The sequence below is a fragment of the Paenibacillus senegalensis JC66 genome (assembly GCF_000285515.1).
GTDB classification, from domain to species: Bacteria; Bacillota; Bacilli; order Paenibacillales; family NBRC-103111; genus Paenibacillus_L; species Paenibacillus_L senegalensis.
Genome location: NZ_HE610960.1, coordinates 506,057 through 522,519 on the forward strand (window position 1 = coordinate 506,057; position 16,463 = coordinate 522,519).

Sequence of the window (16,463 nt, forward strand, 5' to 3'; positions counted from 1 at the left end):
CTGTTCAATTTCTCTCATCTCCTATGATTTTAGGGTGTGGGTGTATAGCGCACTTTAATTTCCGCAGCCGAAGCCACATTGCCGCTTCCCTGCAGCGCTTCAAGCTTCACAAATCGAACCGCCGGCGCATTGAAATTTACCTTCTTGGGGGAATAGTCGTGTGCCCACTCTCCGGTAGCAGCTTGAGTGAAAGTGAATCCATCGGAGCTCACATACACGGCGTACTCCGTAATGATGCCGTCCGGCTTGAAATCAGTGCGGGTCTGATAATCCAAACCGGTAACATGATAGGTCCCCCCCAAATCTAATGTAATAGATTGCGGGAGAGGCTCCAACGGTGCCCATTCCGTATGCCACATCGTCTTCAGATTCCCGTCGGTCGCTCTATAGGCTTCATATCCAACATGCTCGCTGGTAGAAACGGCCGTTATCTGCCGCCATGGCACCTCGTACTCCTCCAACGGAGAATCCCCGGCAAGGCTCTCGGCATTACGCACCATAAGATCGGTTACGACCGCTGCATGATCCGAATAGAAAGGCACGGCCCGATGCTGATGCTCAGGCAGCTTTTGATCTACCGTGTACGAACCCAGCACCCTGATTTCCCGTCCCTTGGTCCAGATGTAATCAATCCGCCCCGGCGCCATTCCATATCCGGTATACGGGCTCCAGGTGCTTCCAGGATGGGCAGCCGCGTCCGGGTTAGCCCAGCGATAAGTATCTGTAAACCCCGCTTCTTGCATCAGCTCAGTGACAGGCCAGTGGAGGACAAGTCCTTCATGCCCTGGCGCATTCGCGAATCTTTCGCTCCAATCCTCAGCCGACAGCGTATTGAAATCGCCTGCCATAATGATTGGCGAACGGTCCCCTGCTAAGTAGGCAGGCAGATTTTCCCCAAGAATCTTGCGAATCATCTGAATGCGCCGGGGCTGCAGGTCGGTAGCAACAATCTCCGCATTGGTATACGTGCGGGGAATTCCGTATTTGATTTCACCAACTGTTTGGTTAACGGCGCCCCAGGCCCAACCTTCGTGGTACAACCACGTATTGAATAAATTAACCTCTTGGCCGTCAGGGAGCTGAATCTTGATGCCGCCGAAGTGGAAATCATTCATCAATCCCGGATGTGCGATGACCGGATACTGTTCCACCACCGGAAAACGGCTGAAAATCCATAGATTGTCGTTCTTCGGCTGATGGGCTGGTTGAACCGTCACTTTGGTCCCCGTGTAACGAAGATGCTCTGGCAAGCCCTCGTTCATCCCTTCCAATATCTTTTCACCCGACTCATAGGTTTCAATCGTAAACAAGATATCCGGATTCTCATGGCGGATCACTTCTATAATATTTTCAACGTTTTCCTCCCCTCCGGCCGAGCGCCCGCCACCCCAAATGTTCCATTCCATCACACGGATACGGGTTCCAAGCGGCCCTTCTCTAAACTCGTGCTCCACATCAACATGAAGTGCTCCTGACGGCGCACGGAAATCGGATGATACAGCTTCCGCCGCCCCTTCGGGATACACTACACTCCGGGCGATGACACCTTCCTCACTGCTAACGGTAAACCGCACTTCATTTCCTAGTTCGGCTTTCCCGCTCGTTCCAGCCCGTATTTCGCACTTTTGTCCTGCTGCTTGATGAGGTACAGTGAGCGTGTCGTTTCCTCGAGTTGTAAGTCTGGCTCGTGCCGCTGTTCCTCCCTCGCATTTAAGCTCCAAGAAGTACTTAGCAGGAAGAGAAGCTCGATCTCCCTCGGCGTATACCGAGAATGTCACGGTATTCTTCACGGAATTGCCTTTTGCTTCTGCTGTATCACTTGTAAAAAAACGGGGTGCTGACATAACCAGCAATGCTAAAATAAGAGCAACTATAACAGCCCTCCTGCGAACGAAGCCTGCAAAGAACTTTTCCAGACCAGCCACTTCCTTTCTATTAAGTTTGGGATGCTTCTTCCTAACCGAGACTACCAGTGCCCTTAACGAACTGTCCATCGGCATTTCGGACCAACATCTGCAATTCTGAACTAAAGCGTTGGAAAGGAGCAATTAGTGAAATTATGAGGCATGAAAAACAGGATAAGAGCGTGTAAGCCCGCGCCGGCTTATTAAATAATCGCCATCAACGCGAGCTGGAGGGTATTGTCGGGGAAATACGATGCCAACTCCCTGGCCGAAGCCGAAGCTAGCAAGAGCTTTCTTAAAAGATGGATTAGCAGAAGGTTCTTGACATGAATTTTAAAGGTTAAAGAAACATGTGAAACACTCAGCAAACTTTGTTAGGGAAGTTGGTGCAAAATTGAAGGCTGAGGGAACATGCAGCAAGCTTTGAAGGCTGAAGGAGCATGCTGCTTCAACGCTTACGAACAATGCCGCCGAAAACATGCTTCTGGTTAGCGAAGCAGTCGGAGGAAGAGGAGGGATCATAATTCCGAATCAATGCTAGTTAATTGAGTCCAGCCCAGATCTTTTCCAAATCTTCCTTCTTCCTTGTGAACATAGACCAGATACATTTCTTTATCTGCCAGTAAATTTTTATTTTCAAAATACAGTCTCATTTTATGGACCCCTGCATCCTGCGGACTCCAGAAACCGATAAAGTGTATTTGGTCTTTCTTGGCAGTACCATCAATAATCCTGTTATTTTTCAATGTGTCATATACCTTCTGCTCATCTGCCGAGTCGCTTCCAATACTAGTCGGAACAAAAAATTCAGCCTCTTCGCCAGTATCGAATGACATGTATTGTAATCCCGGTATGTAAGGATAAATCATATGTTGGCTATTCTTTTTTTGTCAATAATGACTTCAAGCATGATGTCTTTGTGGTTCATCCTTGGGTTATTATTATGCTGCAAGGTTGCTTTAACCATAATGTCGTCCGGTCTGGTTCCATTTTGATTCGACTCCATAGAGTAGATGTAAAAACCGAGTAGCGACAAAGAAAGAATAAATGTTATAAAAATATATTTTCTCAAACCTTTTTTTCTCAAAAACCTTCGCCTCCTGCCAAATTTGGTTTGGGTTCGATTGGTTTGGGTTCGATAGGCTTGATGGATTGGATTTAAGCCGCATCATTTCCCGTTCGTATTCCTTCCATATAAATCTCTTTGATTTGTTCCCAGTCTTCCTGGCCAAACGGGGCGAATAGTGTACGGCATCTGCATCTGCATCTGCACCTTGACAACGCACCTCCGTTACTTATCTAATCTTGGAATAGATACATGTATTTCTTAGTTCGTTTGAATGGGGAGCTACATCATCATTTCTTAAAATTCCTTCAAGCTCATAATTCAATCTTTCCGGGATGGCTCTGCTTCTAATATTTTTTTCGTCGCACCGGATCTCAACTCTTCTAGCTTCCAGCTCACTGAAAGCAAATCCAGTAATTCCCTCTACCGCTTCAGTCATATATCCGTTTCCCTGGTATCTTGAATCGATCCAATAGCCGATTTCGAATTTTCTTACAACCCAATTTGGATTATGTAATCCTGAAGATCCTATTAAATTATGATTGTGTTTGTCAAAGATGAGCAGCCGCAGATCCTCTCTTTTTAAAAACTTGGATTGTGCTTCTCTTATATTGGCCTCAGTATTCTCTAGGCTTTGCTCTTGATTAGCGAAAGGCAGCCACGGTCTAAGGTCTGCCAGCGAAGCCATAATCGCTTCATAGACGTATTGGCCATCGCCAGCCATCGGCATACGCAATAAAAGTCGATCTGTAATAATTTCATTGGGAAAATCGATTAATATTGGATTCATAGCATTCTCCTCTAGTTTGGCTTCCAATTCGTAAGTCCTTTAGGCTTATACTTTGAATGCCATTTTATAAACTCTTCATAGGTTCTTATGTTATAGTCCACTACAGCCTCATAAATTCGTATAGAGGATGTACGGTCTTTGTTTTCTCGTGTCTGCTCTTTAATAGTAAGAATAGCTTCTCTGGTTTCATTCGTTAACGCACGATTTAGTAGCTCTACGAGATCTTTTGCACAAGGGCCAGGATGATCATACGCTAATAGCCACATATCGATCTTCCAAATAAAATCTTCCTCTTCCTTATACTTTAGCTGAAAATAAATTCCTTGATCTTCTCCATGCAAATGGTTTACATATCTTGCTTCAATGACTTTAGGATTTTTAATACAGCTCTCTAGAACTTTAAAACCCGCAGCAGCTTCCGGCTTTTCACAATATATTTCCATATCAATATCCGGATTCAAAATCAAATTATAAGCCATAGCTCCAACCAGCATCGGCTCTCCAACCGCACTCCATAAATTAAGTAAATCCAGTTCATTCATTATCTTGTCAGCAATGATTAATTTTTGTTCTGCTTTTTGCAGTGGGTTCATCTGTATTCTGGCTCCTATTTTTAGATTCTATTCTTTGGTTCCTATTCTTTTAGGAACTTAGAATCTTATATGCTTTATCTGCGTGATTAATCGATCTAGTTTCTTTTTTATTATTCCTCTACTATCGGGCTGCAGCTCGATAGTACACTCTCTTGCTATTCGATTAAGAATTTCTTCAGGCGTCATGTTATCCGTATGAATGTGGGTTTTAAACATATCCTGAGCCAGACTAGCCATGCATCTATCTATTTGCTTCGCTGGCCATGTATTTTTATTGTCTCCTCTGCTTTTCAATCTCTTTAATAAAGTTTCGCGGCTAGCCAGTAAAGTAAAATGGTTAACGATAGCTCCATTCGATCTTAATCTAGTTATAATCTCATCGAAATATTGGGGATTAACGATCGTCATAGGGACTATGACAATTCCGGAAAACTCCTTGCTTATCGTTTGAAGAAGGGAGAAGTTAATTTCTCTCCAAATCTCATGGTCTTGAAAATCGTCTTTTAAGATTTGTTTAGGGGCATTCTTCCTAATGAAGTACCCCGCGTTTTCAGGATCATAAACAAACGAATGGGGTATTCTTCTATTCAGCTCATAAGCTATGGTTGTCTTGCCTGCTCCGAATGCCCCGTTAACCCAAAGGATCAATGATTTCACCCCAGTTTTTATTTTCTAAGCTGCAAAGTGCTTCACCTATCGCCCAGCTCTGATGCTCATTATAGATTTGCCATCATCGACTCCGCCTAATTTCTTAATAATGACCTCACATCATTTTTGAGATCTTCAAAAACTGGCCGTTGCACAGTACTTATATCTTCTAGATTATATCCTCTAAAAGCTTAAATTCTAATTTTAATGATTCTTGGTTTTTATCGTTATAAATAACGGTTTTATGATCGTCTGCTATTTTACCATCTAAGTTTGCCCTTGCATTAAAAATGAACATCACAAAAACAACTTCATTTCCGTCCGGATATGTATACTTCATTCGGGAACCACTATAAACCGTATATAATTCATATTGTTCAACTTCAAGCCCTGTCTCTTCCTTTACTTCCCGAATCATCGTTTCTTCAATGGACTCCCCCGGATCCATTCCACCACCAGGCAGTCCCCAATTCCCATAATCTGATCTTCTTTGCAGCAATATTCTCCCGTTATCATCACGAATAATGGCTCCGCCGGTCACGATTATTTTCATAATATTGTAAAACCTCCACTAAAATGTTTCTCTTCAATCTCTTACTGCGGGAGCGAGGGGGCCTCCGATCGCTGTTAAAGATCGATTTCTTTAATTCCAAAAATTAAGTAAATCGAGGAGCAAACACCAATCTGCAGGAATTGATGCTAGAGGATTTAATTCTCTATTATTTAGTCTACTATTGTTCTGTCATTCCTATTATTCGGTTGTGAAATGACTAAAAATTCAGAGTCCTTATCCGATCTATTAAAAACTTGGTGCGGAACATTAGGTTTTACTTCAATTCCTTCATGCTTTCCCAATGTATATTCAACCTCATCTAGTTCTATTGTTATCACTCCAGTAAGTACAAAGAAAAATTGTTTCAATTTACTGTGAAAATGTCTTATCTCACTTGTACCAGGCGGCATGCATTCATGAATAATGCTTTGTTCTTCTTCATCTACTAATCGCCACCCATCACAATTATTGCCCCAAATATAATGCTCTGCATTGTTTTTGCTTATCAACCAAAATCACCTTCATTTTTATAAATTCTCTTAACTATCACTCGATCGGAACAAATACTTGAACTGATTCCCACGATTCATCAACTGGAAATTCGAGAATATAACAATGGCTTTCACTATTCTGTAGTTCATTTCTCTCTACTAGGAGGTTATTGAGTTTACCGTAAACTTCTTTGATAGAATCATTTTTTTCTTTATGTATCACCATATAACGTTGTTCAGGAATTGTAATTTGTTGTAACTCCTTTGGATAGCTTCCTTGCTCAAGAGCCTCTTCGATCTCCACACATACAAAATAAATTAGTTCTTCATTCTCCACTTCCTCCGGACAGGGTTGAAAAACTCCGAACCAAGGTTTTCCCTTAAAAGTTTTTATTTCCTGCACGTATTTCATTAATTCCTTTACTGCATTTCCAACTTTATCTCCCATATTGGTAAGGCCTTTGCAAGGTATGCCCAAAACATTCAATTCTTTGAAGTTTACAATTTCAGTAGTGATGGCCATGTAGATCATCTCCTTTTAGGGTTTCATTTTTCTTTAATTGCTATGGCGTCAACCTGCACGTTGAATCCAATACCACTTTCGAATACCGTTCTTGCCGGATATGGCTCTTCAAAAAATTCTTTGTAAACGTCCTCGAACAATTGTGGACTTATGAAGATCAGATTTAATAAAATTCTTCATGGTTTCACTTCTTTCTTATCGTTATCAATTTTCTGTAAAAATAAAACGCCCCGCATGATGGGCAATCTCGGGTAATTGTACCTCAATCACATAACTTGTACGAAAATTCGTCTAGAACATTGGCTGCTGTTCCTGAATAGCTTAAAGACCTTGCATTTGTACGATTTGTCATACAAATCCCGGGTAATTGCCCTTCAATTTCCTGCATTTGTACGATTTGTCATACAAATCTTGGGTAATTGCCCTTCAATCCCCTGTATTTGTACTATGTTTCATACAAATCTCCGGTAATCGTACTTCAACCGCATGATTTTGTACGACATTTCGAATAAAACGCAGGCAACAAGCCCGAACAGCCCGCGAACCCGCCAACCTTGGCTAATTTCATGCCAGAGTTGTGCCAGAACTGGAGAAAACATGACTGTTTTCATAAAAAAGAACCCAGCCTTAGATAGCTGTTTACCATAGGCTGGGTCTTGTGTTAGCTGGAGCGTCTTCCAATATTATACTTATAATAAAAGAGGTGCGTAAGCCCTACATATGATTTCACCGTTTTTTTCTAAAGTATTAATTTATCTTCGGTCCAGTCATGGAGAAGGCTTCTTCTTCGAACGATTAACCCACTTAATCAATAACAAGCCCAGGATAAGAGCGCCCGCTCCTATAAAGAATATCTTCAAATATTCCTCCACCAAGCGGAACACAACCTGCCACTGATCCCCGAATAAATAGCCGATAGCAAAAAATGTGATTACCCACAAGCCGGCGCCTGTAAAGGCATATAATACAAATGTGCGGTAAGGTACACGGATAATCCCGATAAAATAACCGATGAACTGCCTTACGCCGGGAATGAAAAAGCTGATCAACAGCAGTTTATTGCCGTACTTGTCGTAATGCTGGCGGGTTTTGTCAACCATGGAAGGTTTCAGGAATAACCACTTGCCGTAACGTTCGATGAGCGGCATCCCCAGCTTGTACCCTAAGAAATAAGTAATCGAGACGCCAATGTACGCTCCTGCCAAAGCCAGAACGACCGCCGGCACTTCTTCCAGTATCCCCTTATAGGATAAATAGCCGGTATAGGTCAATGTACTGTTGCCAGGTGGAATCGGGAGCACGATAAAATCAAGCGGCAGTCCGAACAGCAGTACAAAATAGCCATATTGTTTGAACAAATCCTCAACAATCTCAATAACATTCATAGCGGCACACCCCGTTTGGTTACGCACATATCATTAGTCTGCTATCCGGTGGAAAATTGGAGAGAGCTTGCTTTCGGACTTAGTGTTCGTCGCCGGTCAGACATTCTGGCTACAGCCACTCTGCACTCATGCTGCCCACACAGCTGTAATTAGATAGTCTTCGCCCAACCGGTTCAGCCAGCCTGAACCTTGTCTCCGCTGCGGTATTTCCCATCCTCCGCTATCAGCTTGCTCTTAGGAAGCAGCATGTAGAAAAGGGCAATGATAGCGAGCAGTACGGCACTGATCGTTACCGAAGCGGCGTCGGTATAGCGGCTCGCGATCCAACCTCCTATAACAGGGCCGATCATAATGCCAAGGCCTTCGATTCCTGACAGAACCCCCCAGCCCGTCCCTTTCTGGTCCGGCGGGACAAGATAAGACAGAATCGCATTCCATGCCGGAAGCACGGCGGAATAGGACAAGCCCAGTATGAGGGCAAGCATCAGCGTCGAATATATCGATGCGGACCAGATCAGCAGATAGAGCGCCGCTGTAAGACAACAGAAGCCGATGACCAGCATTCGCTTATGGCCCCACTTATCCGCCAGTTTGCCCATAGGCACGAGAAACAGTATGGCACCAGCTCCTCCAAGCAGCAGCATAAGCGAATACTCGGCTTCGTTCAATCCCAAATGCTGGGAGGCGAAGCTCGGCAGAATCGGCAGCAAGAGTCCGGCTGCCATCATCTGCAGCACCATGCCTGGAGCGAGCCATTTTAGCTGAATCAGCTTTTGGCCAAGCTGGCCGAATTGCTCCGTGACGCTGACTTTTAGCACGTTCAACCTGGCTTCCTTCATCAAACTGAAGGATACAGCAAAGCCGACCGTAAGCAGAACAAAAAGCAGCCAGAACGACAAGCCGTAGCTTTGGGCAAGAATCAGATTGATCGTAATCGGTCCGAGACCGAGGCTGGCCATCCAGATCGTGTAGATCATTCCCATCTGGGATGCGCGCTGCTTCTCTTTAACTTTGCCCAGACAAATCAGCCAGATCGGCGACGCACCGATCCCGATCAGAACCGACCCCAGGATCATGACCCAAGGGAATGGACTGGAAAATACGGCAAGCAGCCCGCCCAGCATAAAAAGGAACGTTACCGGAATCAACCAGCGGAGCGGGAAGCGGTCCAGCCAATAACCGGCCACCAGCTTGATTCCCGTATCAGCCACATAATGCAAGGATACGGCCATTCCGACCCAAGCTACAGTAAAGTTAAGCTCATTAACCGCATAGAACGGAAGAAATGATAGCAGAAAGGCACTGCGGACAAACTCCGTACAGAACAAAACAACAGCTAGCGTCAAAAAAGATCGTGAAAGAGCCTTCATTCCCATAGTCATGTAGCACTCCTTATACACGCATCTGCCGCTGTGGGAAAGAAATGGCCGACTATTTTATCCGATGCGGCCTCCTGCTTGAGACTGTGCAGCTGACGCGTCATTGCCTGCCTCTCTTTGCCTTAAGGCAAATAACAACCGCATGCGGGCAGCAAGATCCTGAACTGTATCGGCTACGAAAGCCATTCCTTTGCTCTCTAGATAGCGGGCGTTTTCCTTTTCCTGTCCGGGAAACGGTCTAAGGATAAAGATCGGAACTCCCGCATAGATCGCTTCGGAAAGCGTTACTCCCCCGGCCTTGGTCACAATGCAGGCGGCCTCCCGCATCAAGCTCGCCATGCGGTCGGTAAAACCGTATATACGAACCCGCGCCTCGTTTCCCCATTCGTCAGACATTTTCCGCTCCAGCCTGCTGTCGCGGCCGCAAACGACATCAATCCGCACCTCCGGTATGAGCAGGAGCTCCCGGATTAAAGACTTCAAGGACGAAGCTCCCCCGCAGGCTGCGGCCATGACGAGAATACTTTTCTCCCTCTTACCGCTCCCCTGCTGACTCTGGAAGCTTTCTCTGATCGGGATACCGGTTACGGTAATACGGCTATCCGCAACATCTTGGCTGATGAGCGTTTGCTTGACATCCTCCGTAGCGACAAAATAATGATCGGGCCTAGCATACAGCCACCTGCGATGAACGGTAAAATCGGTTATGATCGCGGCTGTCGTCAGCTTAATGCCCAGTTTTTCAATCCGGTCTCTCACATTGCCGAAAGGAAACGTATAAATAAGGACATCCGGATTGGCATTCTTGATGATTTTCATTAGCATTCCGCCTCCTAGCGAATTAATCCATTTGGCTATAATGCTGTTGACAGGCATCCGGTTTGTCAAATTGTAAGACCATCCATAATAATTGATGCCAATGTTCGAAGATGCGAGACTGTAACGGTACAATAATTTGGTTACCTCGTTCATTACGGGGTAGGCTGCCTGAAATAAATCGATAATCGCCACCTGGTTCAAGCCAATTTTTGTAAAACTCTGCTGCAAAGCATAAGAAACTTGATTATGGCCCTCACCATAGCCTGCTGTCAGAATTAATATTTTCGTGTCTGGTCGCAATGGTTTCTCTCCTCTATTGATCAAGTTATCTACAATTTGATAAAAATTATCATCCGGCAACCGCGGAAAATTTATCAATTCTTAAGTGGTGAAAAAAACGACCAACAGTGCTGTAATAAAACCGATGGCTCCGCCGACTACGCAATCCGTCGGATAATGATAGCCCCAATATACACGCGACAAACCAACCAGGACCGCAAGCAATAGCAGCAGAAGCGAAATTGCAGGAGAAACTATAAACAAAAAAGGAGTCACGAGGGCGAATATAGCGGTGGTATGACCGGAGGGAAACGAATAGTCCTTAAGCGGGAATTTGCCAACCCTTACCTGCTGCAAAATTCGGAACGGACGGATTCGCTGCACCTTCCGTTTAATAATTACAGCGATGATATGACTGACCGTTAAAGCAAACAAACTTTGTATACCGATAGTGCTCCATTCTTCAGGGGCCAGCCAAGCGACAAGCAAAGCACTGACTATTGTGAAGATAGCTCCTCCCATGTGAGTAATTATGCCCAGCAGCTGATCCAGGACAGCATGACTTATCCTTTGATTGCACCAGACAAACAGATTGTGATCAAGTCTTTTCCACCCTTGCATGTTTCTTCCTCCCCAAGGTATCGACTTTACCTTCAATTAAATAGCGCGGTTCTTCAAACCACTTTTTTCATCATCCTGTAAGCGGGAACCCGTAGCTCGGTGGATTTCAACAATCTGGCCTTTTTAACCGGAGGATAGTCATGCAGCAGGCCTTCATATACCGTTTCAAAATCAGGATGATGGAGAAAATCGTCTGGCGTTACTAGAGCGGGAGCCTGGTCCCAAGCTTTATACCGTTCCGCTCCAGCGTCTCTGCAACGAACTGGGAACAAAAATAAGCATTTTTCCGCTTAAGGTCGCGTTTCAGCAGGACGCCAAAAAGGCCAGGCATGTTATTGCGGTAGTTTTCTCTTTGCAGGAAACGGATGATTTGTTCCACATCCTCTCTTTGCCGATCGGTTATGTTCAAACGCAGAAGCTTGCAGCGTGTATTGGGAAACAGGCGGTAAGTTCCTTCACAAACGTATTCTTCAACAAATCCGGCGATAAACGGATTGGCTGCATGCTTGCGGCCAAGCTGAACAGCTCATTTAGCCCTTCGTCCAACGCACGGATGCGTGAATATAGGGGGCATTAGTAAAATGCTTGATCAGCGTAGTAAATCAGGTTCCGGTATCTGTCAGTAGCACATATATGCTGTTATCCGACCGTTGATCTATGAAACCTCTGTGAATCCCAATCACCTTTAAAAATTTTCTATCTGATAATTACAGTGTAGTTCGTGTAAAGAATCTTCCAAAACCGACCGGCGGCGAGAATCAAGCTGGACTTTGGTCGTGTTCTTTTACAGGACCCACTGTATTAAGGCCTACACGCATCGTTACAACTAGCATCGAGTCCATCAGCCCCTCAGAACAACAAGAAGACCCGACCTAAGATCGTGCTTCTCTTAAGCTGGGTCCTATATTAGGCAAGCATATATAAATTGTAACCGAGGTATGTAACCCTTATAGGTTATTTCATCTATTTTATACAAATTTCCATCTAATTTTTTTATCAGTCTTGGAGTCCACTTACCGCTTCCTTGCCATTGTTTACGGCTTATTAAAATAAAATTACAAATCTTTTCCGTTAATTTATTAACAATAAATAGCTGCTCGTCATAATTCTGCCCACCTATCAGATCATCAATCAGATTGGTTATCTCATATCTTTCCCTTTTCCATTCGTCTTGGCTGTATGGTTTTGGGCCTTTTTGTATCAATAGCACTCCCTGCAACAAGCGCAAAAATACTGTCAGGAAACTTGTCCTCAACAAACTGTTCAGCGATTTTAATGCAGTCCATCATATTCTCTCCTCTGCAAATCCATCATAATTTCGCCACTCAAGTCAGCTCTCCTCTTCTAATTTTTTAATAAATTCATCTTTCGTCATCCCAAACATGATAAAATCCAAATATTTGCCGTTGATGTATACTACCTGGCGACGTACGCCTTCCTGAACACAACCCAGTTTCCTCATCATCTTCTCCGAGCCTTTATTTCCTTCAAGAACATAGTCATTGAATTTATTAAGTCTTCGTTCCAGGAAGGCATATTTTAGCAGAATTTTCATAGCACTTGTGCCATAACCTTTGCCCCGGTATTCCTTATCGATTACTATACCAATACTGAATGTCCCGTTTCTCTCATCAATGCTATTTAGGTTGATTCCTCCTATGCTTTCACCCTCCAGGTTTTCAATCGTGAACATTATCCGTTTATTAGTTGAAGAAAAATCAGCATTATCCTCCACAAATTTTTTAGCCCCTGTGATTGTGGGCGGTAACTCTACCGCACATTCTAGCAGTACACGTGCAGGAGTATCAAAACCGCCTAGGTAAACATTCTCCCAGTCCTCTTCCTGGATCGCCCGTAATCTAACTTTTTCATCCTGCCAAAAATATCCTGTATAGTCTATTTCTCTCACAATATCCTCCCTATCAACTTCACACTAATATAACACGACCCAGCCTTAGATAGCTCTTATCTTTAGGCTGGGTCGTATGTCGGCTGAGCTCCCTTCCATGATTATACATGTGGCAAGCAAAAGGCGGAAGCCCGCAGCGGGAATCTGGTTTTGTTCGAGCCGTGAGCCTGGTGGAACGTGTCTTCCCCAGCTCCAACATCGATGAAATCTTTGCATGTTCGATAAGGGAATTTTTGCTTGCGATTCTTTCTAATCTTACGGCACGCTTAAAACAGGAGCACGCCAAACAGGCCGCATGAAATGCGGCCTGAAACTGCTAATAGGGCGATAACCGGGCGATCACTGATGACCGCCCCTTAATCCAGAACGACACCTTCGCTGGCAAGAATTTGCTGCAGCTGCTTCACGTCAATGTCGGCTGGAGCACAGCCCTCATTGACAGCCAAAGCCGCTGCGGTACCCGCCGCTTGGCCTGTCGCCATCGCGCTTGGCGTCAGCCGCGTCGTCGCGAACGCCTCATGTGTCGTCGAGATGCACCTGCCGGCAGCAAGCAGATTACTCACTTGCTTGGCTACAAGGCAGCGATATGGAATATCGAAAGCGCCATCCCCTTCCACCCACGCGACTTCGACGTTTTTCTTGGTTGGATCATGAATGTCGATCGGATAACCGCTGCGGGCAATCACATCGGCAAATCTCTTCCCGGCCGTGACATCTTCTTTAGTCAAGATATACTCGCCGTTAATTCTCCGCGTTTCCCGGATTCCAATTTGCGTGCCGACGTTGGACACTTCAGCGTTCTCGAAGCCTGGAATGGAGCTGCGGAAGAAATCACGCAGCATCAGCACCTGCTTTCGCCCCTCCAATTCCGCCTTCGTCAAGTCGTATACATCTGCGCCATTATGTCCTTGTACGCGGGAGCAGTTGATCAGCACCTCATCATCCGCCGGTCCGGTGAAGAACAGCACCTGATCGCGGTTGATCGGCACACCGCCTGCCTCCCACTGCGGATAGAAGCCCTGGACGCCGGTGAGCGGCACCTCGTTGTTTGCTAATTCCTCGACCATCATCTTCTGGTAGAAGTTCTCCGGATGATCAATGATATGCTGCTTTACCTTCTCCAAATCTACGCCGCGCATCCGAAACTTCATCGTCAGCGGCTGTGTCAAATTGTCCTTCTCCCGCCCGATCTGTACCGGGGCACCGGACAGATAAGCCACATCCGCATCGCCTGTGCAGTCGATGAACATTGCCCCGCTCAGCTTGAGCCGCCCGGACTTGCCCGAGACGACCACATGATCGATTCGTCCATCTTTCACATTCACTTCATCAATAAAGCTGTGAAGCAGCACGTCAGCCCTCGCTTCATACAGCATTTCCATGGCCAGTACCTGATAGATCTCAGGGTGATAGGGCGTCACGGTGTGAACAAAACCGATAGTGTCCCGTAAATGCCCCGGCGAACCGCCCCTTTCCATCAGCCTTTCGACAATTTCCTGGGCAATACCTTTAATCACCTGCTTGCCGCTCTCCGTATGGAAGGTCATCCACGGATAGACGAGCGCAGCCGTGGACATACCGCCTACAAAGCCATACCGTTCAATGAGCAAAGTCGTCTTGCCCTGCCGCCCGGCAGCAATAGCCGCATTGATGCCCGCCGGCCCGCCGCCAGCGACGATAATGTCATAATGCCGTTCTTCCATTTGTTTGTTCCACCTTCCTTATGTCGTCTACAGCTTAGCTCTCCGTTCCTGCTAGACATGGCCAGAGCCGCCTAAGTAGTGGCAACTCATTTCACGCTCCCTGCGGTCATGCCTTCAATAAATTTCTTCTGACCGAAGAAAAAAAGTATGAGCAAGGGCAGTGTAACAAGCGTAGTGGCACTCATCAAATGATGCCATGCAGTGCCGGTCTCATCCGTAAACAGGGACAGGCCGATCGGCAGTGTCATCAGTTCTCTCGAATTAATAAAGATCAATGGATTCAAAAATTCATCCCAGTTGGTCAGAAACGTAAAGATCGTCAAGGTTGCCAGCGCCGGAACAGCCAGCGGCAGCATAATGCGATAATAGATTTTGAACCGGGAACAGCCGTCCATGATCGAAGCTTCTTCTATTTCTTTGGGAACAGTGATAAAAAACTGCCTCATCAGAAACACCCCGAATGCCCCCGGGGCACCGAACACCGGCAGCAGGATCAACGGGTAATGCGTGTTAACCATACCAAACTCTCTCATAAAAAGAAACAGCGGGATAATGGTCACTTCCTGCGGAATCATCATAACACTTAATAAAAGTAAAAACACCATATTCCGTCCGGGAAAATTCAAACGGGCAAACGCATAACCGGCCATCGAGGTAAACAGGAGCGTGAGTGCTGTCACGACAACGCCGATATAAATGCTGTTCCAATACTGCTGCAGGAAGACGGTCTGGCTAAGCACTTCCGTATAGTTGACCAGTCTTATTGGATTTGGAATAAACTGGGAAAATACATTGGCCGGATGCTTGAGTGAAGTGGTTACCATCCATACGAGCGGAATCAGCATGAATATTGTGATGATGCTGAGTACCGTATATTTAAATCCCCATACAAGATTAATTTTCATAGAATACCCACCGCTTTCTTACTCCCCACGAGACTAGCGTGAATACGAGCAAGATAAAGAATAAGATAAAAGCCAAAGCAGACGCATAGCCCATTTCGTAATGCCTGAAGGCCGTTTCCCAAATGTAATACACCAGCACCTTTGTGCTGTCCATCGGGCCGCCGCGTGTCATGACGTAGATTTGTCCGAATACTTTCATCGCTCCGATCGTCGTCACTATCATCGTCAGGAAGATGGTCGGCGTAATCAGCGGCAGCGTAATGCTGCGGAATTGCCTGAACGATGAGGCCCCATCCAGATCCGCAGCCTCATACAGATCTTTGGGCACCTGCTGCATCGCCGTCAGGAACAGAATCATGTTAAGGCCAACGTTCTTGATAACACTGGTCACAATAACCGCCGGCATCGCCGTGCTTGGGTTGAGCAGCCAGGCCGGGCCCTGGATGCCGAGCAAGGCCAGGAATTGATTAATAAAGCCGAGCTCGGGGGCAAGCAGATACTTCCAAACTATTGCCCAAACGATGAGCGAGGTTACAGCCGGAACAAAGATCGCCGTACGGAAAAATCCGATGCCCGGAAACTTGTTTTTCAGAAGCGAGGCCAGGCCCATAGCAAGCAGAATGTTCATAGGAACCAGGCCGGCACTGAACACGAACGTATTTATAAAAGAAACCTTGAATGTTTTGTCTTCGAACAGCTCTTTATAATTAGCGAGCCCCGTAAACTCCCTCTCACCCAGCAGCGGCCAGTCATACAGACTCATGACCAGGGCGAACAGCAGCGGTCCGAACATAAAAATTGTAAAGCCGATTAGCATTGGCGATATAAACAGCCACCCGGCAATTCGTTCGTTCCTCTGCATCGACCATTTCTTCCTGGGGGGAGAAATTATGGC

Annotated in this window: 18 protein-coding genes; all 18 read right to left on the reverse strand. The window is 45.7% G+C overall.

Annotated features, from left to right (window positions below):
• Window positions 1-29 precede the first annotated feature (29 nt).
• The 18 genes from PSHG_RS29510 to PSHG_RS18095 all read right to left on the reverse strand — a co-directional run bounded on the left by PSHG_RS29510 (window position 30) and on the right by PSHG_RS18095 (window position 16,430).
• On the reverse strand, window positions 30-1,790 hold the full coding sequence (locus PSHG_RS29510) for a discoidin domain-containing protein (protein WP_162137295.1): 1,761 nt from the start codon (window positions 1,788-1,790) through the stop codon (window positions 30-32).
• Between the two features lie 632 nt (window positions 1,791-2,422).
• Entirely contained in the window at window positions 2,423-2,740 is a 318-nt protein-coding gene (locus PSHG_RS18005; protein ID WP_026021458.1) for a hypothetical protein, read from the reverse strand.
• Window positions 2,741-2,769: 29 nt separating this feature from the next.
• Entirely contained in the window at window positions 2,770-2,991 is a 222-nt protein-coding gene (locus PSHG_RS18010; protein WP_010275717.1) for a hypothetical protein, read from the reverse strand.
• Window positions 2,992-3,199: 208 nt separating this feature from the next.
• Entirely contained in the window at window positions 3,200-3,760 is a 561-nt protein-coding gene (locus PSHG_RS18015) for a GNAT family N-acetyltransferase (RefSeq protein WP_010275722.1), read from the reverse strand.
• 11 nt (window positions 3,761-3,771) lie between these two features.
• The gene (locus PSHG_RS28130) at window positions 3,772-4,353 is read right to left on the reverse strand and encodes a hypothetical protein (RefSeq protein WP_010275724.1); all 582 of its coding nucleotides are present in this window, start codon (window positions 4,351-4,353) and stop codon (window positions 3,772-3,774) included.
• Between the two features lie 57 nt (window positions 4,354-4,410).
• A complete protein-coding gene (locus PSHG_RS18025) occupies window positions 4,411-5,001 on the reverse strand; it encodes an AAA family ATPase (protein WP_010275728.1) in 591 nt (196 codons plus the stop codon).
• A 169-nt stretch (window positions 5,002-5,170) separates the two neighbouring features.
• Entirely contained in the window at window positions 5,171-5,554 is a 384-nt protein-coding gene (locus tag PSHG_RS28135) for an NUDIX domain-containing protein (protein ID WP_010275730.1), read from the reverse strand.
• A gap of 170 nt (window positions 5,555-5,724) precedes the next feature.
• The gene (locus PSHG_RS18035) at window positions 5,725-6,063 is read right to left on the reverse strand and encodes a cupin domain-containing protein (RefSeq protein WP_010275732.1); all 339 of its coding nucleotides are present in this window, start codon (window positions 6,061-6,063) and stop codon (window positions 5,725-5,727) included.
• 37 nt (window positions 6,064-6,100) lie between these two features.
• Complete coding sequence (locus PSHG_RS18040; RefSeq protein WP_010275734.1) at window positions 6,101-6,568, reverse strand: GyrI-like domain-containing protein; 468 nt, start codon at window positions 6,566-6,568, stop codon at window positions 6,101-6,103.
• A 767-nt stretch (window positions 6,569-7,335) separates the two neighbouring features.
• Window positions 7,336-7,953, reverse strand: coding sequence for a DedA family protein (locus PSHG_RS18045; RefSeq protein WP_010275737.1), 618 nt, complete (start codon window positions 7,951-7,953; stop codon window positions 7,336-7,338).
• 173 nt (window positions 7,954-8,126) lie between these two features.
• Window positions 8,127-9,335, reverse strand: a complete 1,209-nt coding sequence (locus PSHG_RS18050) for an MFS transporter (RefSeq protein WP_042122208.1) — start codon at window positions 9,333-9,335, stop codon at window positions 8,127-8,129.
• 54 nt (window positions 9,336-9,389) lie between these two features.
• Window positions 9,390-10,451 carry an MGDG synthase family glycosyltransferase gene (locus PSHG_RS28140; RefSeq protein WP_010275744.1) on the reverse strand — a complete coding sequence of 354 codons (1,062 nt, stop codon included), beginning with the start codon at window positions 10,449-10,451 and terminating at the stop codon, window positions 9,390-9,392.
• An 81-nt stretch (window positions 10,452-10,532) separates the two neighbouring features.
• On the reverse strand, window positions 10,533-11,051 hold the full coding sequence (locus PSHG_RS18060; protein WP_010275745.1) for a phosphatase PAP2 family protein: 519 nt from the start codon (window positions 11,049-11,051) through the stop codon (window positions 10,533-10,535).
• Window positions 11,052-11,952: 901 nt separating this feature from the next.
• Window positions 11,953-12,255 carry a hypothetical protein gene (locus PSHG_RS30685; protein WP_148497767.1) on the reverse strand — a complete coding sequence of 101 codons (303 nt, stop codon included), beginning with the start codon at window positions 12,253-12,255 and terminating at the stop codon, window positions 11,953-11,955.
• Window positions 12,256-12,381: 126 nt separating this feature from the next.
• Window positions 12,382-12,960, reverse strand: coding sequence for a GNAT family N-acetyltransferase (locus PSHG_RS18080; protein WP_010275754.1), 579 nt, complete (start codon window positions 12,958-12,960; stop codon window positions 12,382-12,384).
• Between the two features lie 356 nt (window positions 12,961-13,316).
• Window positions 13,317-14,663: an FAD-dependent oxidoreductase gene (locus tag PSHG_RS18085; RefSeq protein ID WP_010275757.1), complete on the reverse strand. Its 1,347-nt coding sequence runs from the start codon at window positions 14,661-14,663 to the stop codon at window positions 13,317-13,319.
• 86 nt (window positions 14,664-14,749) lie between these two features.
• Complete coding sequence (locus PSHG_RS18090; RefSeq protein WP_010275761.1) at window positions 14,750-15,568, reverse strand: carbohydrate ABC transporter permease; 819 nt, start codon at window positions 15,566-15,568, stop codon at window positions 14,750-14,752.
• The gene (locus tag PSHG_RS18095) at window positions 15,558-16,430 is read right to left on the reverse strand and encodes a carbohydrate ABC transporter permease (RefSeq protein ID WP_010275765.1); all 873 of its coding nucleotides are present in this window, start codon (window positions 16,428-16,430) and stop codon (window positions 15,558-15,560) included. The genes PSHG_RS18090 and PSHG_RS18095 overlap by 11 nt, the downstream gene beginning before the upstream one ends.
• Window positions 16,431-16,463 lie beyond the last annotated feature (33 nt).

Bases quoted from the DNA above. Each gene is read 5' to 3' on its own strand.
- PSHG_RS18005 (WP_026021458.1), bottom strand. From the start codon at position 2,740: ATGTCATTCGATACTGGCGAAGAGGCTGAATTTTTTGTTCCGACTAGT.
- PSHG_RS18015 (WP_010275722.1), bottom strand. From the start codon at position 3,760: ATGAATCCAATATTAATCGATTTTCCCAATGAAATTATTACAGATCGA.
- PSHG_RS28130 (WP_010275724.1), bottom strand. From the start codon at position 4,353: ATGAACCCACTGCAAAAAGCAGAACAAAAATTAATCATTGCTGACAAG.
- PSHG_RS28135 (WP_010275730.1), bottom strand. From the start codon at position 5,554: ATGAAAATAATCGTGACCGGCGGAGCCATTATTCGTGATGATAACGGG.
- PSHG_RS18040 (WP_010275734.1), bottom strand. From the start codon at position 6,568: ATGGCCATCACTACTGAAATTGTAAACTTCAAAGAATTGAATGTTTTG.
- PSHG_RS18045 (WP_010275737.1), bottom strand. From the start codon at position 7,953: ATGAATGTTATTGAGATTGTTGAGGATTTGTTCAAACAATATGGCTAT.
- PSHG_RS18050 (WP_042122208.1), bottom strand. From the start codon at position 9,335: ATGACTATGGGAATGAAGGCTCTTTCACGATCTTTTTTGACGCTAGCT.
- PSHG_RS18060 (WP_010275745.1), bottom strand. From the start codon at position 11,051: ATGCAAGGGTGGAAAAGACTTGATCACAATCTGTTTGTCTGGTGCAAT.
- PSHG_RS18085 (WP_010275757.1), bottom strand. From the start codon at position 14,663: ATGGAAGAACGGCATTATGACATTATCGTCGCTGGCGGCGGGCCGGCG.
- PSHG_RS18090 (WP_010275761.1), bottom strand. From the start codon at position 15,568: ATGAAAATTAATCTTGTATGGGGATTTAAATATACGGTACTCAGCATC.
- PSHG_RS18095 (WP_010275765.1), bottom strand. From the start codon at position 16,430: ATGCAGAGGAACGAACGAATTGCCGGGTGGCTGTTTATATCGCCAATG.